At 57.3% G+C, this 24,228-nt stretch carries 24 protein-coding genes and 1 tRNA gene; 15 read left to right on the plus strand and 10 right to left on the minus strand.

All coding sequences use genetic code 11. The annotated features are described in order from the left end of the window. The first annotated feature begins 25 nt into the window (after positions 1-25). Positions 26-526 (plus strand): FxsA family protein, encoded by a 501-nt coding sequence (locus ACR0D6_RS18575; protein WP_480766609.1) that lies wholly within the window; start codon positions 26-28, stop codon positions 524-526. 54 nt (positions 527-580) lie between these two features. After that, positions 581-1,081: a protein-export chaperone SecB gene (gene secB, locus ACR0D6_RS18580; RefSeq protein WP_170655362.1), complete on the plus strand. Its 501-nt coding sequence runs from the start codon at positions 581-583 to the stop codon at positions 1,079-1,081. 25 nt (positions 1,082-1,106) lie between these two features. Here secB and dnaQ read toward each other — a convergent pair whose 3' ends face one another. From dnaQ to ACR0D6_RS18600, 4 genes are read right to left on the minus strand one after another with little or no spacing between them, the layout of a single operon-like run. After that, positions 1,107-1,832, minus strand: coding sequence for a DNA polymerase III subunit epsilon (gene dnaQ, locus ACR0D6_RS18585; RefSeq protein WP_480766610.1), 726 nt, complete (start codon positions 1,830-1,832; stop codon positions 1,107-1,109). Further along, positions 1,825-2,418 (minus strand): dephospho-CoA kinase, encoded by a 594-nt coding sequence (gene coaE, locus ACR0D6_RS18590; protein ID WP_170655366.1) that lies wholly within the window; start codon positions 2,416-2,418, stop codon positions 1,825-1,827. The genes dnaQ and coaE overlap by 8 nt, the downstream gene beginning before the upstream one ends. Continuing rightward, a complete protein-coding gene (locus ACR0D6_RS18595) occupies positions 2,415-3,248 on the minus strand; it encodes a shikimate dehydrogenase (RefSeq protein ID WP_480766611.1) in 834 nt (277 codons plus the stop codon). The genes coaE and ACR0D6_RS18595 overlap by 4 nt, the downstream gene beginning before the upstream one ends. Next, complete coding sequence (locus ACR0D6_RS18600; protein WP_480766612.1) at positions 3,245-3,844, minus strand: Maf family protein; 600 nt, start codon at positions 3,842-3,844, stop codon at positions 3,245-3,247. Before ACR0D6_RS18600 ends, ACR0D6_RS18595 begins: the two co-directional genes overlap by 4 nt. A 406-nt stretch (positions 3,845-4,250) precedes the next feature. On the opposite strand from ACR0D6_RS18600, the gene hemJ reads away from it, so the two are divergent. The 7 genes from hemJ to ACR0D6_RS18635 all read left to right on the plus strand — a co-directional run bounded on the left by hemJ (position 4,251) and on the right by ACR0D6_RS18635 (position 11,627). Next, positions 4,251-4,700 carry a protoporphyrinogen oxidase HemJ gene (gene hemJ, locus ACR0D6_RS18605; RefSeq protein WP_480766613.1) on the plus strand — a complete coding sequence of 150 codons (450 nt, stop codon included), beginning with the start codon at positions 4,251-4,253 and terminating at the stop codon, positions 4,698-4,700. A 124-nt stretch (positions 4,701-4,824) separates the two neighbouring features. Continuing rightward, positions 4,825-6,096, plus strand: a complete 1,272-nt coding sequence (rho, locus tag ACR0D6_RS18610; RefSeq protein WP_170655374.1) for a transcription termination factor Rho — start codon at positions 4,825-4,827, stop codon at positions 6,094-6,096. 30 nt (positions 6,097-6,126) lie between these two features. Continuing rightward, the gene (mnmE, locus tag ACR0D6_RS18615; protein ID WP_480766614.1) at positions 6,127-7,413 is read left to right on the plus strand and encodes a tRNA uridine-5-carboxymethylaminomethyl(34) synthesis GTPase MnmE; all 1,287 of its coding nucleotides are present in this window, start codon (positions 6,127-6,129) and stop codon (positions 7,411-7,413) included. A 12-nt stretch (positions 7,414-7,425) separates the two neighbouring features. Continuing rightward, positions 7,426-9,294, plus strand: coding sequence for a tRNA uridine-5-carboxymethylaminomethyl(34) synthesis enzyme MnmG (mnmG, locus tag ACR0D6_RS18620; protein WP_480766615.1), 1,869 nt, complete (start codon positions 7,426-7,428; stop codon positions 9,292-9,294). Beyond that, on the plus strand, positions 9,291-9,914 hold the full coding sequence (gene rsmG / locus ACR0D6_RS18625; protein WP_480766616.1) for a 16S rRNA (guanine(527)-N(7))-methyltransferase RsmG: 624 nt from the start codon (positions 9,291-9,293) through the stop codon (positions 9,912-9,914). Before mnmG ends, rsmG begins: the two co-directional genes overlap by 4 nt. Beyond that, entirely contained in the window at positions 9,907-10,710 is an 804-nt protein-coding gene (locus tag ACR0D6_RS18630; protein WP_170655382.1) for an AAA family ATPase, read from the plus strand. Before rsmG ends, ACR0D6_RS18630 begins: the two co-directional genes overlap by 8 nt. Positions 10,711-10,730: 20 nt before the next feature. Further along, on the plus strand, positions 10,731-11,627 hold the full coding sequence (locus ACR0D6_RS18635) for a ParB/RepB/Spo0J family partition protein (protein ID WP_480766617.1): 897 nt from the start codon (positions 10,731-10,733) through the stop codon (positions 11,625-11,627). Here ACR0D6_RS18635 and ACR0D6_RS18640 read toward each other — a convergent pair. The 4 genes from ACR0D6_RS18640 to rph are packed head-to-tail and all read right to left on the minus strand — an operon-like array spanning position 11,617 to position 14,442. After that, positions 11,617-11,970, minus strand: coding sequence for a YbaN family protein (locus tag ACR0D6_RS18640; protein WP_480766618.1), 354 nt, complete (start codon positions 11,968-11,970; stop codon positions 11,617-11,619). The genes ACR0D6_RS18635 and ACR0D6_RS18640 overlap by 11 nt on opposite strands. 3 nt (positions 11,971-11,973) lie before the next feature. Then, complete coding sequence (hemW, locus tag ACR0D6_RS18645) at positions 11,974-13,128, minus strand: radical SAM family heme chaperone HemW (RefSeq protein WP_480766619.1); 1,155 nt, start codon at positions 13,126-13,128, stop codon at positions 11,974-11,976. Next, entirely contained in the window at positions 13,118-13,732 is a 615-nt protein-coding gene (gene rdgB, locus ACR0D6_RS18650) for an RdgB/HAM1 family non-canonical purine NTP pyrophosphatase (protein ID WP_480766620.1), read from the minus strand. The genes hemW and rdgB overlap by 11 nt, the downstream gene beginning before the upstream one ends. Next, entirely contained in the window at positions 13,729-14,442 is a 714-nt protein-coding gene (gene rph, locus ACR0D6_RS18655; RefSeq protein WP_170655392.1) for a ribonuclease PH, read from the minus strand. The genes rdgB and rph overlap by 4 nt, the downstream gene beginning before the upstream one ends. A 112-nt stretch (positions 14,443-14,554) precedes the next feature. Here rph and hrcA point away from each other — a divergent pair, with 112 nt between their 5' ends. Together hrcA and ACR0D6_RS18665 are read left to right on the plus strand one after the other, a co-directional pair. Then, entirely contained in the window at positions 14,555-15,619 is a 1,065-nt protein-coding gene (gene hrcA / locus ACR0D6_RS18660) for a heat-inducible transcriptional repressor HrcA (protein ID WP_480730900.1), read from the plus strand. 10 nt (positions 15,620-15,629) lie between these two features. Then, positions 15,630-16,193: a nucleotide exchange factor GrpE gene (locus tag ACR0D6_RS18665; protein ID WP_170655396.1), complete on the plus strand. Its 564-nt coding sequence runs from the start codon at positions 15,630-15,632 to the stop codon at positions 16,191-16,193. A gap of 58 nt (positions 16,194-16,251) precedes the next feature. Here ACR0D6_RS18665 and mutS read toward each other — a convergent pair whose 3' ends face one another. Continuing rightward, a complete protein-coding gene (mutS, locus tag ACR0D6_RS18670; protein WP_480766637.1) occupies positions 16,252-18,864 on the minus strand; it encodes a DNA mismatch repair protein MutS in 2,613 nt (870 codons plus the stop codon). Between the two features lie 162 nt (positions 18,865-19,026). Here mutS and ACR0D6_RS18675 point away from each other — a divergent pair, with 162 nt between their 5' ends. Beyond that, complete coding sequence (locus ACR0D6_RS18675; protein WP_480766621.1) at positions 19,027-21,282, plus strand: NADP-dependent malic enzyme; 2,256 nt, start codon at positions 19,027-19,029, stop codon at positions 21,280-21,282. A gap of 3 nt (positions 21,283-21,285) precedes the next feature. Continuing rightward, positions 21,286-22,161: a ribokinase gene (locus ACR0D6_RS18680; RefSeq protein ID WP_480766622.1), complete on the plus strand. Its 876-nt coding sequence runs from the start codon at positions 21,286-21,288 to the stop codon at positions 22,159-22,161. On the opposite strand, the gene msrA is transcribed toward ACR0D6_RS18680, so the two are convergent. Then, positions 22,155-22,820 (minus strand): peptide-methionine (S)-S-oxide reductase MsrA, encoded by a 666-nt coding sequence (gene msrA, locus ACR0D6_RS18685; protein ID WP_480766623.1) that lies wholly within the window; start codon positions 22,818-22,820, stop codon positions 22,155-22,157. The two genes, ACR0D6_RS18680 and msrA, sit on opposite strands and share 7 nt — an antisense overlap. Positions 22,821-23,182: 362 nt before the next feature. On the opposite strand from msrA, the gene ACR0D6_RS18690 reads away from it, so the two are divergent. Both ACR0D6_RS18690 and ACR0D6_RS18695 read left to right on the plus strand, forming a co-directional pair. Further along, positions 23,183-23,258 (plus strand) — tRNA-Thr (locus ACR0D6_RS18690). A gap of 475 nt (positions 23,259-23,733) precedes the next feature. After that, positions 23,734-24,216 carry a hypothetical protein gene (locus ACR0D6_RS18695; protein WP_480766624.1) on the plus strand — a complete coding sequence of 161 codons (483 nt, stop codon included), beginning with the start codon at positions 23,734-23,736 and terminating at the stop codon, positions 24,214-24,216. The last annotated feature ends 12 nt before the right edge of the window (positions 24,217-24,228 follow it).

The following is a 24,228-nucleotide window of genomic DNA, read 5'->3' on the forward strand; positions in this document are numbered from 1 at the left end:
CGCCGTGCATGAAAGGATAACCCGGATGTACCTTTTTCTGGCTTTTTTGCTGGTTCCGATCATCGAAATCGCCCTGTTCATACAGGTTGGCGGTCTGATCGGGCTGTGGCCGACCCTTGCCATCGTCGTTCTGACGGCCGTGATGGGCACGGTTCTGGTCCGGACACAAGGTCGCATGGCGCTTGGACAACTGCAGCGTTCGTTTGCCGAACTGGACGACCCGACCGAGCCGTTGGCCCATGGAGCGATGATCCTGCTGTCGGGTGTTCTGCTGCTGACGCCGGGGTTTTTCACCGACGCTATCGGGTTTGCCTTGCTGATCCCTGCCGTTCGGGTGGGCGTGTTCCGGTACGTTCAGTCGAAAGTTACCGTTTCCCATTTCCAGATGGGAACCCAGGCCAATTTCAGACCCGGGCAGGATCCGTTTGGTCAGGGTGACACGATCGACGGCGAATTCACCGAGGTAAAGCCCAAAAGAGAATCGTCCGGACCCTCGAAATGGGTCGAAGGCCCGCACCGGCATTGAGGTGCCGCGCGCAAGTTGCTAAGCAGTGGCGAATTTCATTTTTGGAGTAGTTCCATGACCGAAGAAAGCGCCGCAGGAAACGCCGCGGCCGAACAGGCACCACAGGTTCAGATGCGTGTTCTGGGGCAGTTCATCCGCGACATGTCCTTTGAAAACGTAATGGCGCAGAAAGGTGTATCGGGCGATATACAGCCCGAGGTCGCCGTTCAGGTAAATCTGGATGCCAAGAAACGGCCAACCGAGCATCAGTACGAAGTTTCGATCAAGCTGAGCGTCAAATCCAAGGCCAAAGGCATGGAAGACGTTCTGTTCCTGTTCGAGGTCGACTATTGCGGGCTGTTCCACGTCGAGGGTGTGCCCGAGGATCAAATGCATCCGTTCCTTCTGATCGAATGCCCGCGCATGCTGTTCCCGTTCCTGCGCCGCATCGTCAGCGACGTGACCCGCGATGGTGGGTATCCGCCGGTCAACCTGGACAACATCGACTTTGTTGCGCTGTACCGTAACGAGCTGATGCGCCGTCAGGCCGAACAGGCGCAGAAATCCGAAGCCTGATCAGATTATCCGCGCCTGATATCGGTCAGGCGCGGTTCCACAGGGCGTTTTCGCCCAGTTTCCCGACAAAACTTTCATGCGCGGCGCGCTCATCCTCGGTAATACGCGAGGGTAACGGCGTAGCGCGCGGGGTGGGGCGCCAGTCGCCAGCCCCGCCGGAACCCATCGAGGCCGCGGACGTCGCCAACCCAAAGTCGGGCTGACGCCCGCCGATCAGTTCCAGATAGACCTCGGCCAGAATTTCCGAGTCGAGCAACGCGCCGTGCAAAACACGGTTCGAGTTGTCGATGCCGAAACGGCGGCACAAAGCATCCAGCGATGCGGGCGAGCCCGGAAACCTCTTGCGCGCGATGGCCAACGTATCGATAGCCTGATCCATCGGGATCAGGGGGACATTCATCCAGCCCAGTTCAGCGTTCAGGAATTTCATGTCGAATGACGCGTTGTGGATCACCAACTTAGCGTCGCCCACGAAATCGCGGAATGCCTGCCCGACCTTTGCAAAGACCGGCTTGTCCCTAAGCGTGATCTGCCCCGATTCCGGCGGGCGCGGGGGATCCAACAGGTCAGGGCCGATGCCGTGAACGCCAAACGCCTCTTCGGGCATCGACCGTTCGGGATTGATATAGACGTGATAGGTTTCGCCCGTGGCCACGTGATTCCACAGCTCGACCGCGCCGATTTCAACGATCCGGTCGCCGCTTTCCGGGTCAAAGCCGGTGGTTTCGGTGTCGAGAACGATCTCACGCATGTGTCAGCCCTGCCCGTATCTGCCTGACGATATCCTGCACCTGCGCGCGCGCATGGTCCAGAGTGTCCGTAACAATCACGAAATCCGAACGGGCGCATTTTTCATCGTTGGGCATCTGTTTAGCGCGGATCTGATCGAACTGCTCTGCCGTCATGGTTCCGCGCGCCATCACGCGGTCTTTCTGAACCTCGGCCGGAACGGAAACGCAAGCAACCGCGTCCATCGCGGCGTCACCGCCGGTTTCAAACAGCAGCGGAATGTCAAAAACCAGAATGTCGGCATCCGCATCCTGACGGAATTGCGCACGATCCATGGCCACCAGCGGATGAACAATGGCTTCGATACGTTTCAGGGTTTCGGGGTTTTCCGAGATGATCCGTTTCAACGCATCGCGGCTGACGGCGCCGTCAACAATGGCTTGCGGAAAAACCGAGCGCATTGGCTCAACCGCCGCTCCACCCCTTGAATAGAGTCTATGTACGGCCGCATCCGCATCCCACAGCGCGCAGCCTTCCTGGACGAACATCTGCGCCGTGGTGCTTTTGCCCATGCCGATCGAGCCGGTCAGACCAAGGAGAAAACTCATGCCAGGGCCGCCGTGCGGGTTGCCTCATCCACCTCGGGGCGCTGTCCGAACCAGCGCTCAAAACCCGGAACCGCCTGATGTAGCAACATGCCCAGACCATCAACGGTGGTACATCCGGCCTTTTCCGCCACATGCAGCAGGTGGGTTTGCAGAGGAGCATAGACCAGATCGGTCACAACCGTGCCCGGCTGCAGACCATCCAAGGGGACACGCAGTTCGGGCTGACCGGTCATGCCAAGCGAAGTGGTGTTTACCACCAGCTCGGACCCTTCGATGACATTTCCGGCCTGAACCCAGTCAACCACGGTGATCCTCTGACCGAATTCCTCTTTCAGATGATCGGCCCGGCTGCGGGTGCGGTTGGTCAGCAGAATCTCGGGAACACCTGCATCGGACAGGGCCGCAATCACCGCGCGGGCCGCACCGCCTGCGCCAAACAAAACGGCCGGCCCATCCTGCGGGTTCCAGTCGGGCGCGCCTGCGCGCAGGTTTTCCATGAAACCATAGCCATCCGTATTGTCCGCATGAATGGTTCCGTCCGGGCGGAAGGTCAGGGTGTTTGCCGCCCCGATCACCGATGCGCTGTCCGAGACATGATCGGCCAGACACAGTGCAGCCTCTTTATGCGGAACGGTGACATTGGCACCCACGAAACCAGCCTTGGGCAATGCGCGCAACACCTGTTCCAGATCGGCGGGCGCAACGTCCATCGGAACATAGTGCCCCGGCAGGTCATAAGTTCTGAGCCAGTGACCATGCAGCTTCGGCGATCTGGAATGCGCAATGGGATGCCCGATCACCCCGGCCAGTGGAATCCGCTTGTCGGTCATTGTTCGATCACACCTCGCAACGCCAGAAAATTGAGAAGCTCCAGCAGGGGCATACCCAAAACGTTAAAGTAGTCGCCGTCAATGGTGGCGAACAGGCGCACGCCTTCTTCCTCAAGCTTGTAGGCACCAACCGCGTGGCGGATGCTGTCCCAGTTTCGCGCCACATAAGATTTCAGATAAGCGTCCGAACTGGCGCGCATCCGTAACCGCACCTGCCCGACATGTCGCCACACCGGTTCGCCGTTTTGATAGATCACGGCCGCAGACAACAACATATGCCGCTTGCCGCGCATCTTTTTCAGCTGCGTCAGCGCCTCGTCGGGCGATTGAGGCTTCGACAGAAGCTGACCGTCAAAGTCCAGAACCTGATCGCAGCCCAAAACCATTGCACCGGGGTTCTTGTCGCTGATCCTGCGCGCCTTCAACTCGGCCAGCGCATCGGCAATATGGCGGGGCGGGGCGTCCTCGGCCAGAAGGGCCTGCTTTACCGTATCTTCGTCGACACGCGGAACCTGAACAGCAAATGGAACACCCGCATTTTCCAGCAGCTGCGCGCGGATTGCTGAGCCTGATGCAAGGATAAGGGGGACAGACATGTGGAAAACCCCGTGGGCAAATCGTTGAACGTTCCTGAACGGTTTGTATGGGTTTCCGGTTGACACGCAACCCCGCGAATTTCGCCCGAAACTTCCCTGAGTCGCCCGAACTCTGTCCAGCCGGGACAAGGATAAGTGGCCTGATCCGGATAAACGGGATATTCCAGAACCATCCTGTAGTTATCCCCAGATTGATACCCGTGCGTGTTCATGTAACTATTTGATATTATATAATTAATCAGATTTATCGGAGCCATTCAATCTGCCCCGGAACTTTCCTTTCCACCTGGGGAAAACTGAGGGGTAAAAAAGTAATCCACGGTTTTTGTTCACACTACAAAACCATCATCCTTTTTCTTTTCTTTCTTTTTTATTAGGGATGACCCGTCCAACGCCCGGAGCCGGAATGACCGATCTGCTTTACACACTGTACCCATGGGTGAAATCGTTTCACATCATGGCTGTCATTTCCTGGATGGCTGGCTTGTTCTACCTGCCCCGACTTTTCGTCTATCACGTCGAACAAGCACAGAAGGTGGACGGAGCATCAAAGATTTTCCTTGAGATGGAAGACAAACTGCTGCGTGTCATCATGCGCCCGGCGATGATCGTGACATGGGCCTGCGGGCTGATCATGGTCTTTACCCCCGGTGTTGTCGGCTGGGACTGGGCCTGGCCCTGGGCTAAGGGCGCAGCCGTGATCGGCATGACGTGGTTTCATCACTGGCTGCTGGCCAGGCGCAGGGATTTCGCAGAAGGGCGAAACACCCTGACAGGGCGCCAGTACCGCATGATGAACGAGGTTCCCACCATTCTGATGGTGGTGATCGTGCTTGCCGTGGTTCTGAAATTCTGAAGCAGGTTTGACTCCGGACAGCAGTCAGCCTATGTAGGTCAAAACGCGCCCGTCCGGGTGGCGTCTCTTCCTGTTTGAAATCCAACTCTGAGCTGCAACTGATGTGGCCAAGGTCCGTATCATCATGACAACTGAATCCCTGAATCTTGCCGACCTCAAGGCAAAAAGCCCCAAAGACCTTCTGGCGATGGCCGAAGAGCTGGAGATCGAAAACGCCTCGACCATGCGCAAGGGCGAAATGATGTTCCAGATTCTGCGCGAACGTGCGGACGAAGGATGGGTCGTTGGCGGTGACGGGGTGCTGGAGGTCCTGCAGGACGGTTTCGGCTTTCTACGGTCGCCTGAGGCGAACTACCTGCCGGGTCCAGACGACATCTATGTGTCGCCTGACATGATCCGTCAGCATTCGCTGCGCACCGGGGATACGGTCGAAGGTGAAATCAAGGCGCCCGACGATAACGAGCGTTACTTTGCCCTGACCAAAGTCACCAAGATCAACTTTGAAAACCCCGAAAAGGCCAAACACAAGATCCTGTTCGACAACCTGACGCCGCTATATCCCGACGAGCGGCTGAAGATGGAGATCGAGGATCCCACCATCAAGGACAAGTCGGCCCGTGTGATCGATCTGGTGGCCCCCATCGGTAAAGGTCAGCGTTCGCTGATCGTCGCGCCGCCGCGGACCGGTAAGACGGTGATCCTGCAGAACATCGCGCATTCGATCGAACAGAACCATCCTGAGTGTTATCTGATCGTCCTGCTGATCGACGAACGCCCGGAAGAGGTGACCGACATGCAGCGCTCGGTGAAGGGTGAGGTTGTATCCTCGACCTTTGACGAACCGGCGACCCGTCACGTGGCTGTGTCCGAGATGGTCATCGAAAAAGCCAAGCGTTTGGTCGAGCATAAACGAGATGTTGTTATTCTTCTCGACTCGATCACAAGACTTGGTAGAGCGTTTAACACCGTGGTGCCATCCTCGGGTAAAGTTCTGACCGGTGGTGTGGACGCGAATGCGCTGCAGCGGCCAAAGCGGTTCTTTGGTGCTGCCCGGAACATCGAAGAGGGCGGGTCGCTGACCATCATCGCCACCGCATTGATCGATACCGGCAGCCGGATGGACGAAGTGATCTTTGAAGAATTCAAAGGCACCGGTAACTCGGAAATCGTTCTGGATCGCAAGATCGCGGACAAGCGCGTCTTCCCGGCCATCGACATTCTCAAGTCCGGCACGCGGAAAGAGGATCTGTTGGTTGACAAGGGCGATCTGGCCAAGACCTTTGTCCTGCGCCGCATCCTGAACCCGATGGGAACAACCGATGCGATCGAGTTCCTGTTGTCGAAGTTGAAACAGACCAAGACAAACGGTGAGTTCTTCGATTCTATGAACACCTGACACAGGTCTTAAACGACGCGAGGCCTTCGAATGGACACGATATTCGCCTTGGCCAGCGCACAAGGCAAAGCCGGGGTGGCGGTCATTCGCCTCTCTGGACCTCAGGCAATTTCCGCAGCAAGTGCATTGACCGGTGCCAGCCTTCCAGCGCGCGGGATGCGTGTGCGCAGCCTGTTTGCGTCCGATGGCGCGCGGCTGGATGACGGGCTGGTTCTGACCTTTCAGGCCCCGGCCAGCTTCACCGGCGAAGATGTTGCCGAGTTGCAGATTCATGGCAGCACGGCCTCGATTAATGCAATTTTGCGATGTTTGTCTGAGGTTGAAGGCCTGCGTATGGCCGAACCCGGTGAGTTTACCAGGCGGGCATTGGAAAATGGTAAAATGGATCTGGCGCAAGTCGAAGGGCTGGCCGATCTAATCGACGCCGAAACCGAAGCGCAACGCCGGCAGGCCCAGACCATACTGGCCGGGGAGTTAGGTCAACTGGCCGAAGGATGGAGGCGCAAGTTGATCCGGGCTGCATCCTTGTTGGAGGCGGTGATCGACTTTGCCGATGAGGATGTGCCTACGGATGTAACCCCGGAAGTGCGCGACCTTGTGACCGACGTCATGGCAGAGCTGGAGCGGGAAGCAAAGGGTGTCACAATCGCTGAACGCATCCGGACCGGGTTCGAAGTGGCGATCGTCGGTCCGCCAAATGCGGGAAAATCCACCTTGCTGAATGCACTGGCGGGGCGGGAAGCTGCCATAACCTCGGAATACGCCGGGACGACGCGGGATGTTATCGAAGTCAGAATGGATCTTGCCGGACTGCCGGTCACCCTGCTGGATACGGCTGGATTGCGGGACACCGATGATCATGTCGAGGGCTTGGGAATTGCCTTGGCGCGCAGGCGGGCTGAATCAGCTGATTTGAGGGTGTTCCTGACAGACTCTCCCGATGATCTGGGTATTCCGATGCAACCTGGTGATATTCACGTTCTGCCAAAATCCGATACCCGCGGAACTAGTGATGCCGGAATTTCGGGGAAGACAGGTCAGGGGATTGATAGGTTAATATCCCAGATATCGCGTGTTCTATCGGACAGAGCTACAAGTTCTGGTATTGCAACGCGGGAACGGCATCGTGTTGCTATGAACAAGGCGTTTTCTGCGCTTGGCGCTGCCTTGGAGGTTCTGGAATCGGGTGACGATTTGTATGATATCGCTGCTGAAGAGATGCGAACCGCCATTCGCGCCTTAGAATCACTGGTCGGCAGAATAGATGTTGAAAATCTACTGGACGAGATTTTCGCCAGTTTCTGCCTTGGTAAGTAAGGAGTGTTTCACGTGAAACATTCACAATTCGATGTTGTCGTTGTTGGTGCGGGCCATGCTGGAACCGAAGCTGCCCATGCGGCTGCTCGCATGGGCGCGAACACGGCTTTGGCAACGCTGTCAGAAAATGATATCGGCGTCATGTCCTGCAATCCGGCAATTGGTGGGTTGGGAAAGGGGCACCTTGTTCGCGAGATCGATGCATTGGACGGTGTCATGGGACGTGTCGCGGATCAGGCAGGGATTCAGTTTCGCCTGCTGAACAAGCGAAAGGGTCCGGCCGTGCAGGGACCACGGGCGCAAGCTGATCGTGCCTTGTATCGCGCAGCCATGAAGCGTGAAACGGTGGGGCGGGAAAACCTGACGGTTGTTGAAGGCGAAGTTGTCGATTTCCTTATCGAAAACCATCGAATTACCGGAGTAGAACTGGCAGACGGTTCGATTGTCCCAACCAAAACGGTGATCCTGACTTCGGGGACGTTTCTACGGGGTGTTATCCATATCGGAGACGTTTCGCGACCCGGTGGGCGTATGGGTGATCGGCCATCCGTCCGGCTGGCTGAGCGTCTGGATAGTTTTGATCTGCCTTTGGCCAGATTGAAAACTGGAACGCCCCCGCGTTTGGATGGGCGTACAATCGACTGGTCTGATCTGGAACGGCAGGATGGTGATGAGGACCCAACCTTATTCTCCTTTCTGTCCAAACAGGTAGTTGCCCCCCAGATTGCCTGCGGTATCACGCATACAAATACGCGGACCCATGAAATCATTGAAAAAAACCTGTCCCGCTCTGCCATGTACGGGGGGCACATCGACGGGGTCGGTCCGAGGTATTGCCCCTCGATCGAGGACAAGATTGTTCGCTTTGCAGATAAGGATTCGCATCAGATCTTTTTGGAGCCTGAAGGCGTTTCAGATCATACGATCTATCCAAACGGTATTTCCACGTCTTTGCCCGAAGATATTCAAGAGGAATACGTACGTTCCATCAAAGGGCTGGAGAACGCCACGATTCTGCAACCGGGCTATGCTATCGAATATGACTACGTCGATCCGCGTGTCCTGACTGCCCAACTTTCCTTGCCCGAAGTGTCCGGCCTGTACCTGGCAGGGCAGATCAACGGTACAACTGGATACGAAGAGGCAGCCGCACAAGGTTTGGTTGCCGGGCTTAATGCCGCGTTGGAGGTGTTGGGTAGGGACCATCTGAACTTCACCCGTTCAAACAGCTATATTGGGGTTATGATCGACGATCTTACTACCCGTGGTGTGGCAGAACCCTATCGGATGTTTACATCACGCGCAGAATTCAGGCTTTCGCTGAGGGCGGACAATGCCGATCAGCGGCTTACTCCGATAGGAATCGATGTTGGATGTGTGGGTGACATTAGGCGGACAGCATTTCAGAAGAAACTGGAGAAGCTGGAAACCGTGAGGTTGGCGCTGACCAGTCGAACTTATACACCGCGTGAGGTTCTGTCAGCAGGGATCGAGGTTAATCAGGATGGAAACCGGCGAAACGGAATGGCCATTCTGGCCTTCCCTCATGTGACATTTGAACAGTTGCTGCCGTTGGTAGACGGATTGAAAGAGGTCGATGGCGACACTCGCCGTCAGATCGAAAGGGATGCTTTGTACGCCAACTATATAGCGCGTCAGCAGCGCGATGTAGAAGCAATGAAGCGCGATGAAGCGCATGAAATCCCAAGGGATTTTGACTATTTTGCTTTGGACGGTCTATCCGCTGAAATGAAGCAGAAGCTGTCAGAGGCGAAACCTGCCAATATTGCGCAAGCCAGCCGCGTAGAAGGTGTGACACCCGCCGCATTGACGCTGGTTTTGGCAAAGCTGCGCCGTAAACAGAAAGCTATGAAGGCATGAGTCCTGAACACGGGCAGATGCTTGCTGATCTTAATGTTTCACGTGAAACACAAGAGCGCCTGGCGGTATTCGTAGATCTCTTGCAGCGGTGGAACCCAAAGATCAATCTGGTTTCGAAGAACAGTCTGAAGGATGTATGGACTCGGCACATTGTTGATTCCGTGCAGGTTTTTCGGTGCATCTCTGCCTCAAAGAACTGGGTCGATCTGGGGAGTGGGGGTGGATTTCCCGGGATAATTTGCGCGATATTGGCAACAGAGGAAGCGCCGGGGATGGAATTTACGCTGGTGGAAAGCGATCAGCGTAAATCGGCGTTTTTACGCAATGCGGCACGGGAATGCGGCGCGTCTTCCCGGGTGATTTCAAAAAGGATCGAGGTAGTTGAGCCGTTGAATGCGGATATTTTGTCAGCTCGGGCGCTGGCGGATCTGACAGTTTTGCTATCTTTTTGTCATCGGCATTTGGGGGCAGGCGGCACGGCGCTGTTTCCAAAAGGCGCCACGTGGAAAAAAGAACTGGCAGAGGCTCGCAAGGAATGGAAATTCGATGCTGAGCCGATTACAAGTTTGACTGAACCTCAGGCAGTTATCCTGAAAATAAAAGGAGTCACACGTGGTTGATTTGTCTCGTCCTGTTGGGCCCCGGATCATAGCGGTTGCCAATCAAAAGGGCGGAGTTGGAAAAACCACGACAGCGATCAACCTAGCGGCGGGCCTCGCCGAGGCAAACTGCAGGGTTCTGGTGGTAGATCTGGACCCTCAGGGCAACGCATCGACCGGATTGGGGGTCGAGGACCGGGATTGGACCACTTATGATCTGATTTTAGACGATGCACCGTTGGAGGCGGTCGTTCAGGAAACCGAGATCGGTGGTTTGTACATTGTTCCCGCGACCGTCGATCTGAGTTCTGCGGATATTGAACTGATTTCAAACGAAAAACGCAGCTATCTTTTGCATGATGCACTGCGACAAACCGCGATTGACGGGTATGAGTTCGATTATGTCCTGATCGATTGCCCTCCGTCTCTGAATTTGCTGACTGTAAATGCAATGGTGGCTGCACATTCGGTACTTATTCCGCTTCAAAGTGAGTTCTTCGCGTTGGAGGGATTGTCCCAGCTTATGCTGACTGTTCGCGAGGTTCGGCAGACTGCGAATCCGAACCTGAGAATCGAAGGTGTTGTGTTGACCATGTACGACAACCGCAACAACTTGTCCCGTCAGGTGGAAAAGGATGCGCGTGACAATCTGGGCGGGATGGTGTTTAAAACCAAGATACCAAGAAATGTCAGGGTCAGCGAAGCGCCGTCATTTGCGCTTCCGGTGTTGCAGTATGACTCGGGTTCGCTTGGGGCCATGGCCTATCGACATCTGGCGCGCGAGGTCATGCAAAAACACAACAGAATTGCTGCTTGAACGGCGGTCAGGAGGGCACAGTGAACGTCAAAAAGGGAAAATCCAGAGGGCTGGGGCGCGGATTGTCCGCCTTGATGGCGGATGTCACCCATGATGTAGAGGGTGCCGTTGCGACCTTGCCGCGCCGCCCGGACATGGAAGTGCCAATCGAAAAGCTGCGCGCCAACCCAAATCAGCCACGCCGGACGTTTTCGCAGGGGCAATTGGACGAACTGGCAGCGTCGGTCAAGGAAAAGGGGATCATCCAGCCCCTGATCGTCCGTCCGCTGAATGCTGGAGAGTATGAAATCGTTGCGGGTGAGCGCCGCTGGCGGGCCGCGCAAATGGCGCAGTTGCACGAAATCCCGGTTATCGTGCGCGAGTTTGATGATACCGAGGTTCTTGAAGTTGCGATTATCGAGAACATCCAGCGCGCAGACCTGAATGCGGTTGAGGAGGCTGCCGGGTACAAACAGCTGATGGATCGGTTTGGCCACACGCAGGAAAAGCTGGCCGAGGCCCTTGGAAAAAGCCGCAGCCACATTGCCAACCTTTTACGTTTGCTGTCCCTGCCGATGGATGTTCAGGCATTGGTGATCGAAGGAAAGCTGTCGGCCGGGCATGCACGGGCATTGATTACTGCTGAAAACCCGTCGGAACTGGCCAAAATCGTGGTTCGGGATGGGTTGTCGGTGCGGGCGACCGAGGCTTTGGTCAAAAAGCAGCTTCAGGGCGATGCAGAAAAATCTCCGACGCGCGCTAAAAGTGCAGGCGCAGATAAGGATGCAGACACGCGTGCCTTGGAAAAGGATTTGTCGGCCATTCTGGCGATGAAGGTTTCAATCAATCACAAGGCCGGAACGGAAACCGGGCAAGTGGTTCTGACTTATGAAAACCTGGATCAGCTGGACGATCTGTGCGCAAAGCTCAGCCGTTAGGGCGCGTCCAGATAAAGATCATCACTGCGGACAGAACCACGGCCTGAATGATCAGAACGTGCGACGGCAAGGCCAGTAGAACAGACAGGCCAAACACGGCGGCGACCGAGACGGTGGCCGCCTTTTTTGCGGCCGGTCGAATCGCTCCGGAACTTTGCCAATCCAGAATCATGGGACCAAAGGTTCGGTGAGAAATCAGCCAATTGTGCAATCGCGATGAGGAACGGGCAAAGAAGAACGCCGCCAAAAGCAGAAAGGGCACTGTCGGCAATAGGGGTAGGGCAATTCCAATCACGGCAAGCCCAACACTGATCAGACCTAAGGCGGCCCAAATGTACTGCATCCTCTACCCCAATAATTCGCGAATCACGGCATTCAGCACGGCACGCCCATCTTTGGTGGCGATCAGTCGTCCGCCTGTTTGGTCTACCATGCCAAACTCGATAAGATCATTCAGCTTGTCCTGCGGTAGCGGATAGTCTGACAGTGCATTAAATCTGTCAATATTTAGCCCCTCAATGATCCGCATACACATCATGAGGTATTCACTCGCCTGATCTTGCCGCGACAGCTCGTCTCGCTGCTTTTCCCCGCTGCCGCTGTTTGCCGCGTTGAGCCAGGTATTCGGGGACAAATAGGTTTCCGTGGCCAGCTTCCGATTACCAACTGTTATCCGTCCATGCGCACCGGGACCGATGCCGACATAATCCCCGTATCGCCAATAGATCAGGTTGTGCTGTGACTCGGCCCCTGGGCGGGCATGGTTCGAAACCTCATAAGCGGGCAAGCCATACGCCTCGCAAATCTCTTGCGTGGCCAGATACATGTCTGCGGCGCTGTCATCTTCGGGCAGGCCGCGCAGTTTGCCGATGGCATAGCGATCACCAAAGGCGGTGCCTTCTTCAATGGTCAGCTGGTAAAGTGACAGATGGTCAACTGCCATGGACAACGCCTCGGTCAGTTCCGCGCGCCAGTTTTCGAGGGTTTGGTGTTGCCGCGCATAAATCAGATCGAAACTGACGCGGTCAAAGCAGTTTCTGGCGATATCGAAGGCTGATCGGGCCTCGGTGACGGTGTGAATGCGCCCAAGGCGTCGCAAATCTACGTCGTTCAGGGCTTGCACACCCATTGAGATGCGGTTCACACCAGCGTCTCGATAAGCGGCAAACCGGCCCGCTTCGACCGAGCCGGGATTGGCCTCAAGTGTGATCTCCATGTTATTGGCGGGTCGCCAGAGGGCACGGGCCTCATCGATCACGGCGGCGACGGTTTCGGGCGCCATCAGGGAAGGCGTACCACCACCAAAGAAGATCGTGTTCAGGACGCGGTTAGGCGTTTCGGCCGCAGACCGCTTCAATTCGCTTAGATATGCATCAAGCCATTGTTTTTGATCAATATTTTTTGATACATGGCTGTTAAAGTCGCAATAGGGGCACTTGGCCTCGCAAAAAGGCCAATGCACATATAGGCCAAAGCCCCCGTTGCGCCAATCATCCGCCAAAGCAGCCTTTCACGAACATCTCCACCGCGCGACCGCGATGGCTGATCTTGTTCTTTTCCCAGCGATCCATCTCAGCAAAGGTAATGTCATGGCCGTCGGGGACAAACATCGGGTCATAGCCGAACCCGTCCTTGCCGCGGATCGGCCAGACCAGATGGCCGGGGGCGATGCCCTCGAACACTTCATCATGACCGTCGGGCCAGGCCAGAACCAGCGTACAGCGGAATTGTGCGGTACGCGGATGGGCGGCGTTTTTCGCCTCCAGCTCATCATGCGCACGGGTCATCGCCATCAGGAAATCGCGACCATTGCCAGTTTCGGCCCAATCGGCGGTGTACACCCCCGGTGCACCGTCCAGCGCGTCGATGGTGATGCCGGAATCGTCCGACAGTGCAGGCAGGCCGGTAGCCTTGGCGGCGGCGTGGGCCTTGATCCGGGCGTTGCCGACGAAAGTATCTTCGGTTTCTTCCGGTTCAGGCAGGTCCATCTCTCCCGCGCCGACAACAGTCACGCCAAAGGGTTCGAGGAGATGGACCATCTCCTCTAGCTTGCCCTTGTTGTGGGTGGCTACCAGCAGCCTGTCACCGTCGAACTTGCGTGTCATGCGGTGGCGGCCTTTTGGGCTGCGGCCAGTTCGCCCACGCCTTTTTCCGCCAGATCCATCAGCTGATCCATCTGTGCGCGGCTAAAGACCGAGCCTTCGGCGGACATCTGTACCTCGATCAGTTTGCCCGATCCAGTCATGATGAAATTGCCGTCGACACCCGCCTCGCTGTCCTCGGGGTAGTCGAGATCCAGCACCGGCTGACCGGCGTAGATACCGCAGGACACGGCGGCCACGGGATCGACCAACGGATCGGAAATTACATCGCCGGCTTTCATCAGCTTGTTCACCGCAAGACGCAGCGCAACCCAACCGCCGGTGATCGACGCGCAGCGGGTGCCGCCATCGGCCTGAATCACATCGCAGTCCACAGTGATCTGACGTTCGCCCAGTGCAACCCGGTCTACGCCCGCGCGCAGGGCACGACCGATCAGGCGTTGAATTTCGACGGTTCGTCCGCCTTGTTTGCCGCTCGCCGCCTCACGCCGCATCCGGGTGTTGGTGGCGCGGGGCAGCATGCCGTATTCGGCGGTGACCCAACCCAGACCTGACCCTTTGATAAAGGGGGGCACGCGATCTTCGATCGTGGCGGTGCACAGAACATGGGTGTCGCCCATCTTGATCAGGCAGGAACCTTCGGCATGTTTGGTGAACCCCGTTTCGATTGAAACGGCGCGCATTTCGCTTAAATCTCGTCCTGAGGGTCGCATGGAAAATCCTTTGTTTGCTGGGTTGGGGATAACGCCCCGCGGCGTTACGATGCAACCCCGATTGACCTTTCAATTGCCTGCGATTTAATGACGGTCCAGCAAGGGAACGCCGATGAGCGAAGCAAGTAAAATTCTGGACGAGATGAATGATCGGTCGCGTGAGGTGTTCCGGCTGATCGTCGAGAGTTATCTGGACAGCGGCGAACCCGTCGGCAGCCGGACCCTGACACGCACCCTGTCGGAAAAGGTCAGTGCCGCGACCGTGCGCAATGTGATGCAGGATCTGGAGTTTCTGGGTCTGCTAGACAGCCCTCATGTCAGTGCCGGCCGGATTCCGACGCAGCAGGGATTGCGGATGTTCGTGGATGGCTTGCTGGAAGTGGGTGATCTGGGGGCTGATGACCGGCAGAAGCTGGACGAGACATTAGGCTCTAACGCAGGGGATGTGGGTGGAATGCTGGACCGGGTCGGGTCAGCATTGTCACACGTGACACATGGGGCGTCGCTGGTTCTGACCCCCAAGCACGAGTCTGAAATCAAACATATCGAGTTCGTCTCACTGGCCCATGATCGCGCGCTTGTGGTTCTGGTCTTTTCGGACGGGCAGGTCGAAAACCGCCTGTTCACGCCTCCTCCGGGGCAGACGCCAAGTTCGATGCGCGAGGCGGCGAATTTTCTGAACGCACTGATCGAGGGACGGACGCTGAGCGAAGTGCGCCGTCAAATGCAAAGTCAGATCGCATCGCGCAAGCAGGAAATCGACGTTCTGGCGCGTGAGATGGTCGACAGCGGCATGGCCGTGTGGGAGGGCGACGGGACCGACTCGGCCAGATTGATCGTCCGGGGGCGGGCGAATCTGTTGGGTGAACCGGGCGAAGCCGGGGAACTGGACCGGATCCGAACGCTGTTTGACGATCTGGAACGCAAGCGGGATATCGCGGAATTTCTGGAATTGACCGAAGAAGGCGAAGGTGTGCGCATTTTTATCGGCTCTGAGAACAAACTTTTCTCACTTTCGGGTTCCTCTTTGGTGGTGTCTCCATATATGAACGCTGATCGAAAGATAATCGGTGCGGTCGGGGTCATCGGACCCACACGACTGAATTATGGACGGATCGTGCCGATCGTGGATTATACGGCGCAACTGGTCGGCAAGCTGATATCCGACCGGAGCTAGAGGGTAAGAGATGGCAGAGCCCAAGAACGAAGATTTTCTGGACGATATCGCAACCGCCGAAGCGGAAGAGCTGGCCGAGGAATTTGCGGAGATCAGCGAAGAGGCGCTGGAAATTGATGCGCTGCGCGCGGAACGTGACGAGTTCAAGGACAAATTCATGCGCGCGCTGGCGGATGCGGAAAACGCGCGCAAACGTGGCGACAAGGCGCGCCGAGATGCGGAACAGTACGGTGGTTCAAAACTGGCACGCGACATGCTGCCGGTTTACGACAACATGAAGCGCGCGCTTGAGGCGGCGACCGATGAGCAGAAAGAAGTGGCTGCCGGTCTGATCGAAGGTGTCGAGCTGACCATGCGTGCCCTGAAGGACGTGTTCCAGAAACACGGGATCGAGGTGATCACGCCCGAGGTTGGCGACAGGTTCGACCCGAAGGTCCATGAAGCGATGTTCGAAGCGCCGGTGCCGGGAACCCGGGCAGGGGACATCATTCAGGTCTCGGCCGAGGGGTTCATGTTGCACGACCGGTTGCTGCGTCCAGCACAGGTTGGTGTGTCTTCGACGCCTGCGAGCTGATTGGCCTCGTAGAGGCCAAGCCTTCGGCGAGAGTATTTTTGAAAAGATGAAGGGGCGGTCAGGTGTTGGCCGCCTCTTTCAGTTTGTAGATCAGGTCGAGGGCCTCGCGCGGGGTGAGTTCATCCGGCAGGATGTCATTGAGCATATCCGTGACGGGTGAAGCTTTGGGCGCAGGTGCCCACGGAGGCGCGACGGAGAACAGGGGCAGTTCGTCGATCAGAGCCTTTTGCTTGCCGCCTTCTCGTTCGGTTTTCTCCAGTTGGTCCAATACAACGCGGGCGCGTTCGACGACGGATGCCGGCAGGCCGGCAAGTTGCGCGACCTGCACCCCGTAGGATCGGTCGGCGGCGCCTTTGTGGACTTCGTGCAGGAAAATCACCTCACCCTCCCACTCCTTGACCGCGACAGTGGCGTTGTCGACGCCTTTCAGTTTTCCGGCCAAAGCGGTGAGTTCGTGGTAGTGCGTGGCAAACAGGGCGCGGCATTTGTTCGAGGCGTGAAGGTGTTCAAGCGTCGCCCAGGCGATGGAGAGGCCGTCGTAAGTGGCCGTGCCGCGCCCGATTTCATCGAGGATGACCAGAGCGCGGTCATCCGCCTGATTGAGAATGGCGGCGGTTTCGACCATTTCGACCATGAAGGTCGAACGCCCGCGCGCAAGGTCGTCTGAGGCTCCGACCCGACTGAACAGCTGGCTTACAATGCCGATATGCGCCTGTTCTGCCGGAACATAGCTGCCCATCTGGGCCAGCAGGGCAATCAGTGCATTCTGGCGCAGAAAGGTCGACTTACCCGCCATGTTGGGGCCGGTCAGCAGCCAGATCGCTGCTCCTGTTTCGGCGCTGAGACCGCAGTCATTGGCGATGAAAGCGTCGCCCCCTTGTTGGCGCAGCGCGTGTTCGACGACCGGATGTCTACCGCCCTGTATGTCGAAGGCGCGAGACGTGTCGACCTGCGGGCGGCACCAGTTTTCTCCGCGTGCCAGATCGGCCAGTGCTGTGGTCAGATCCAGTTCGGCCAGCCCACGAGCGGTTTGATTCAAGTGCGCGGCCTTGGTCAGTATTTCGCCAGAAAGCCTTTGATAGAGCCGCTTTTCAATCTCCAATGCCAGATTGCCCGCGTTCACGATGCGGGTTTCGATCTCGGACAGTTCGACGGTGGTGAACCGGACCTGATTGGCGGTTGTCTGTCGGTGAATGTAGGTTTCGCTGAAGGGTGGATTCAGCATTTTCTCGGCATGGGTGGCCGTGGTTTCGATGAAATAACCCAGCACGTTGTTGTGCTTGATCTTCAGCGACGTAATGCCGGTGTGTTCCGCGTATTTCTGTTGAAAACCAGCGATGACCGAGCGGCCTTCGTCGCGTAGGGTGCGGGCTTCGTCCAGCTCTTCGTCGTAACCGGGTGCGATGAAGCCACCATCACGGGCCAGCAGCGGGGGATCGGCAACAAGGGCTTCGTCCAGCAGGGACAGCAGGTCGTCGAATCCGGTCAGGTTTTGTACGGCAGTGGCCAGCAGGACCGGCAAGTCGCGGCTTTCGCACAGTTCAGCAATGGTCGCGGCCTGCGCCAACCCGTTGCGGATGGCGGCCAGATCGCGTGGGCCGCCCCTTTCCAACGACAAACGTGACAGGGCGCGGTCCAGATCGGGGGTCTTGCGCAGCGCCTCGCGCAGGTCTGATGCAGTCAGCCCGTCTTCGGCCGCAAAGGATACCGCGTCCAGACGGGCGTGGATCACATCCAGATTGCGCGATGGGCTTGAGAGACGTTGTTCCAGCAACCGCGCACCGCCCGGTGTGACGGTGCGGTCGACCACGGACAAAAGCGATCCGGCGCGACCCCCTGACAGGGACCGGGTTAGTTCCAGATTGCGCCGTGTGGCGGCGTCGATCTGTACGACGCGATCTTCGGATTCTTTCAGTGGTGTTTGCAGCAGGGGCAGTTTACCCTTTTGCGTGATCTCCAGATAATCGATCAGCGCACCCATCGCTGCAATCTCGGCGCGCCCGAATGTGCCGAATGCATCCAGCGCGCCCACGTGAAACAGGCCGCAGATGCGTTTTTCCGCCGCGGTGCTGTCGAAACTGGCGCGTCCAATCGGCGTCAATGAAATCCCCAGATCGCGGATGGGTTCCTGCAGCAACTGTTCGGACCCATCGGCCACGATCAGCTCGGATGGAGCCAGCCGGGCCAGTTCAGGGCTAAGCCGCACCGAGGTCAGCGGCATCACGTGAAACGCGCCGGTTGAGATATCGGCCCAGGCCAGTGCGGCCTCATCCCGGACCTCGGCGTAAGCGGCCAGATAGTTGTGGCGGCGGGCCTCAAGCAGGGCGTCTTCGGTCAGGGTGCCGGGCGTCACCAGACGCACGACATCGCGCTTTACGACTGATTTAGAGCCTCTTTTTTTCGCCTCGGCGGGGCTTTCCATCTGTTCGCACACGGCGACGCGGAACCCTTTGCGGATCAGCGTCAGCAGGTAACCCTCGGCGGCATGGACGGGTACGCCGCACATTGGAATGTCGTCGCCATTGTGTTTGCCACGTTTGGTCAGGGCGATATCCAGCGCCTCGGCCGCGTTGACGGCATCCTGAAAAAACATCTCGTAGAAATCGCCCATGCGATAAAACAGCAGGGCATCGGCGTGGGCCTCTTTGATTTCGAGATACTGCGCCATCATCGGCGTGACTGTGGACAAGGCGGCCCCCTTCTGGCGTATTCCGGACGCGACCTTACAAATCCCCCTTCTGCTGTGAAAGATGAAAACGTATTCCCGTTGAGGCGGGCGATTGCCTGCGCTATGAGGCGGAAGCCCCGAAGATGCAGAGAAACGACCCATCACATGCCCAAAGCGAAAATCACCAAAGAAGAGGCGCTGGCCTTTCACATCGAACCAACCCCCGGCAAGTGGGAGGTGCAGGCCACCGTTCCCATGACCACACAGCGGGATTTGTCGCTGGCCTACAGCCCCGGCGTGGCTGTTCCATGTGAAGCAATCGCTGAAGCCCCCGAAACGGCGTATGACTATACCAACAAGGGCAACCTTGTTGCAGTGATTTCCAACGGGACGGCAGTTCTGGGATTAGGCAATCTGGGCGCGCTGGGCTCGAAACCCGTGATGGAGGGGAAATCGGTCCTGTTCAAGCGGTTCGCGGATGTGAACTCGATCGACATCGAACTGGATACCGAAGACCCGGATGAGTTTTGTCGCGCAGTGCGGCTGATGGGGCCGACATTCGGCGGCATCAACCTTGAAGACATCAAGGCGCCCGAATGTTTCATCATCGAACAGCGCCTGAAGGAAGAGATGGACATCCCCGTCTTTCACGATGACCAACACGGTACAGCGGTGATCTGTGCGGCGGGGCTGATCAACGCGCTTCAGATCTCGGGCAAAAAGATCGAGGATGTGAAGATCGTGCTGAATGGGGCAGGTGCCGCGGGGATCGCCTGTATCGAGCTTCTCAAGGCGATGGGCGCGCGGCACGAGAATTGCATCGTCTGTGACACCAAAGGTGTGATCTATCAGGGCCGGACCGAGGGCATGAACCAGTGGAAATCGGCCCATGCGATCGCGACGGACCTGCGCTCGCTTGAGGATGCGATGAAGGGTGCCGATGTGTTCCTTGGCGTTTCGGTCAAAGGTGCCGTGACGCAGGAGATGGTTGCCAGCATGGCCGACAATCCGGTGATTTTTGCCATGGCCAACCCGGATCCCGAGATTACGCCGGAAGAGGCCCATGAGGTGCGTGTCGATGCCATCGTCGCTACTGGGCGCAGCGATTATCCCAACCAGGTCAATAACGTGTTGGGTTTCCCCTATCTGTTCCGGGGAGCGCTGGACATTCATGCCCGCGCCATCAACGACGAGATGAAGATTGCCTGCGCGCACGCGCTGGCACGTCTGGCGCGCGAGGATGTACCGGACGAGGTGGCGATGGCCTATGGCAAGTCGCTGACATTCGGTCGCGACTACATCATCCCGACGCCGTTCGACCCGCGTCTGATTCACCGCATTCCGCCAGCCGTGGCAAAGGCCGGGATGGACACCGGGGCAGCGCGGCGTCCGATCATTGACATGGAGGCTTATGAGCTGAGCCTGAAATCGCGGATGGATCCGACGGCCAGTATCCTGCGCGGCCTGAACGCCCGGGCGCGTGCTGCGCAAAGCCGGATGATCTTTGCCGAAGGTGACGATCCCCGCGTGCTGCGCGCTGCGGTGATGTATCAGCGCTCGGGGTTCGGCAAAGCGCTGGTTGTGGGTCGGCTCGACGATGTGAGGGAAAAACTGGAAGCTGCCGGTCTGGCGGATGCCGTGCGCGAGATAGAGGTCGTCAATGCGGCCAACACCCAGCATCTGCAGACCTACAAGGATTTCCTGTACAAACGCCTGCAACGCAGGGGTTTTGACGGCAAGGACGTTCATCGTCTTGCCGCACGGGACCGGCATGTGTTTTCGGCCCTGATGCTGGCACATGGGCACGGAGATGGTCTCGTAACAGGCGCAACGCGTAAATCGGCGCATGTTCTGGACCAGATCAACCATGTGTTTGACGCAGGTGCTGCGGATGGCGCGGCAGGGATTACGGCACTGTTGCACAAGGGGCGGATTGTACTGATCGGCGACACTCTGGTGCATGAATGGCCGGATGAGAATGATCTGGCGACGATTGCTGAACGCGCCGCCGCTGTTGCCCGGCATATGGGGCTGGACCCGCGTGTGGCGTTCGTCAGCTTTTCAACCTTTGGCTATCCGGTCTCGGAACGGACAGAAAAGCTCTATAAAGCGCCACAGGTGCTTGAGGCGCGCCGCGTCGACTTCGAGTATGAGGGTGAAATGACCGTGGATGTCGCGCTGAACGCGCATCAACAGGAGGCCTATCCGTTCTCACGCCTGACCGGCCCGGCCAACATCCTGATCGTCCCGGCCCGCCATTCTGCCAGTATTTCGACCAAACTGATGCAGGAGATGGGCGGTGCGACAGTGATCGGCCCGATTCTGACCGGGATCGACAAGCCGATTCAGATCTGCTCGACGGTTTCGACTGCGAATGACATCCTAAACATGGCCATTCTGGCCTCCTGCGATATCGGGTGATCCATGACGATCTGGAACCTCGGCTCGATCAATGCGGACATGGTCTATGCCGTTCCGCATCTGCCCGGCCCGGGTGAGACACTTGCCGCCTCGGCGCTGGACAAGTTTCTGGGCGGCAAGGGTGCGAATATGTCTGTTGCCGCGGCGCGGGCGGGATCGCATGTCTGCCATATCGGCGCGATCGGGCCAGATGGGCGCTGGGCGCGGGATCGGCTGACGGAATATGGAGTGGATACCCGCCAGATTTCCGAGGTTGATGCGCCGACGGGCCATGCCATCATCTCGGTCGATGCCGATGGTGAAAACCAGATCGTTCTTTTCCCGGGTGCCAATCAGGAAATTCAGCAAAAGCAGGTGGCGCAGGCCTTGACCGGGGCGCAGTCGGGCGATCTGCTGGTGATGCAGAACGAAACAAGCGCACAGGTTGATGCCGCAAAACTGGGACGTGAGAGGGGGCTGGTGGTTTGCTATGCCGCCGCTCCGTTTGACGCAGATGCGGTCAAAGCCATTCAACCTTATCTGGATTTTCTGATCCTGAACGAGATCGAGGCCGAGCAACTGCGTCAGAGCACGGGCCTTGCGGCTTCGGATTTGCCGGTCGAACACGTCATTGTCACGCTTGGAGCGCAGGGCGCGCGGTATATCCGGCGCGGTCAGGCACCTCAGGAGTTTCCAGCGCACAAGGTTGACCCGGTCGATACCACCGGCGCGGGCGATACTTTTACCGGATATGTTCTGGCCGGAATGGATCGCGGTTTGCCGATGGCGCAGGCGATTTCACAGGCCATGCGCGCCGCAGCCCTTATGGTGACGCGGCGCGGAACAGCCGATGTGATCCCGGACCTGAAAGAGGTGCAAGCGGCCCGACTGGATCAGTGACCGGCCGCAAATGGTGCGGCAGTGCCCCAAAGCTCCTGGACGCGGGCATCACGCCCGCAGGCCTTGCGATACGCCTTATACGCATTGCGCTGACGTTTGGGGCCAAAGCGGGTGAAGATCAGTTTGTCACCCTTGTAGTAGTCTTGATGGTAGGCTTCGGCCGGATAAAAGGTCGATTGCTGCAGGATCGGTGTAACGATCGCCTGCCCCAACGCGTTCTGAGCGTCCTTCCTGGCCTGCTCAGCCTGCGCCTTTTCGCCTGTATTAGAGACGAATATCGCCGTGCGATAGCTTTCCCCCCTGTCGCAGAACTGGCCCCCGGCATCGGTCGGGTCGACCGATCGGAAGAACATGTTCAGCAGCGTTTCCCGCGACACTTTTGCCGGATCGAACGTGATTTCGACGGCCTCGTAATGGCCGGTTCCGCCGCGTGAGACTTGATCGTATGTGGGGTTGTCCACCTTGCCGCCGGTATAACCGGATACAGCCTCGATCACGCCGGGAACAGATTCGAAATCCGATTCAACGCACCAGAAACATCCGCCAGCCACTGTCAGCGACTGGGTTTCAGCGGCTTGCGCGACAGCGGGGGTCAACGATGCGGTTAGTGCGAAGACTGCGGCAAGCGCAAGAGGTTTGTGTTTTGCAATCGGGGTCATCTGCGTCTCCTTCGAAGGCAGGCTGCCAACAGAATAAGAGGTGAGCAATCCGATGACATCTTTTGTCACGCGCTGGTGAGACGAGTTTACCGAAACGGACACGCGATATTTCGGGGGCTGTGAAGTGTCGGGAATTCGGAACTTCGAGCGCTCGGTTTGCTGGAAACTGAAGTCATCATCCCGACCCGATTACGCCTTGCACGATTACGGCCGACCGTTTAAACGAACCCCCGGTGTGCCGCTGTAGCTCAGCTGGTAGAGCACGTCCTTCGTAATTAGCGGGTCCCCGCGAGAATGACTTGCAAAACCAAAGGGTTCGCGGAAAAAGCATAGAACTAGTAGGGCCATAGTAGGGCCTGAAAGCCTCAATAGCTCAGCTGGTAGAGCAGGTCCTTCGTAAGGACAAGGTCGGGGGTTCGAGTCCCTCTTGAGGCACCACTTACCAAGACAAATCAAATACTTAATGGAAAATATCTATTGGGCCTCGCGGTATGCGAGTTCGTTTCGAGCGAGCCTCAAGATACTTTCGACGCACTCGTAGCGCTTAGTTTCAAACCAAATACCGGTGAGACCGAGGCCTGCAAGGAACGCGTTACGGTCGGCTAGTTCGTCAAGGCTGCTGGCCGTAGCGCTGTTGGCCCACAAAAAGCGCTTATCGGCACAAAATATCATAAGGGCGCTTATGGGCCCCTTCCCGCGCTCACGACCCACTATCATGTGAGCGGTGTAGGTTCGAGCACCATATGTTGGGGTGTTTCTAATTAGATTTTACTGCTTTGGAGAGCCTTGAAATCATGCATGCAAAGGTGCATATTGAGGTTTGAAAGGTACATTTATGTTGCCAACCGCACCTATGTGGCATATAAATGCACCTATACATAGCTCTACCCTGCCACTTCGAGGAGGCAAGCCAATGACGATAACAAATCACGAAGTCGAAAGTCGCGAGGCTGCAATCATTGCCCACGTACTAAGGGGTGCTTCTGTTGTTGAGTCGAACACCGAGAATACGTCGAGGGCCGAAAGTAGGCTGCGTTTTTTCCTCTCCAGCAGGAAGAGGCGAGAATACGGCGCAACAAAGCAAGGGCTATGGAAAAGAACGGACTTGAAGCAAAGGTACGCCGACATCCTGAAGCAACTTGAAGAGGTTGGCCCTCAGTTAATTGGGAACGCAAAGGAAGCCGGCAAAGAGAGAGCTGTTCTCTTGCTCGAAAGCGAGGTGGATGCAATGCTGGAAGCACTTAGGGAGCTGTCCAAGCCGCGTTATGCAACTGGGCAGGATCTTTTTCGCGACCTAGCTCACGAGTCTCCAGCCAATGAGATCTCTACTAGACCTCGGAAGAAGGTTTTTCAGAACCGTCGATCATTGTCAGAGGCTCTTTCGGCAGGAAGGTGAGAAAGGTCTAAA

The sequence above is a fragment of the Ruegeria sp. BJ6 genome, assembly GCF_056537885.1.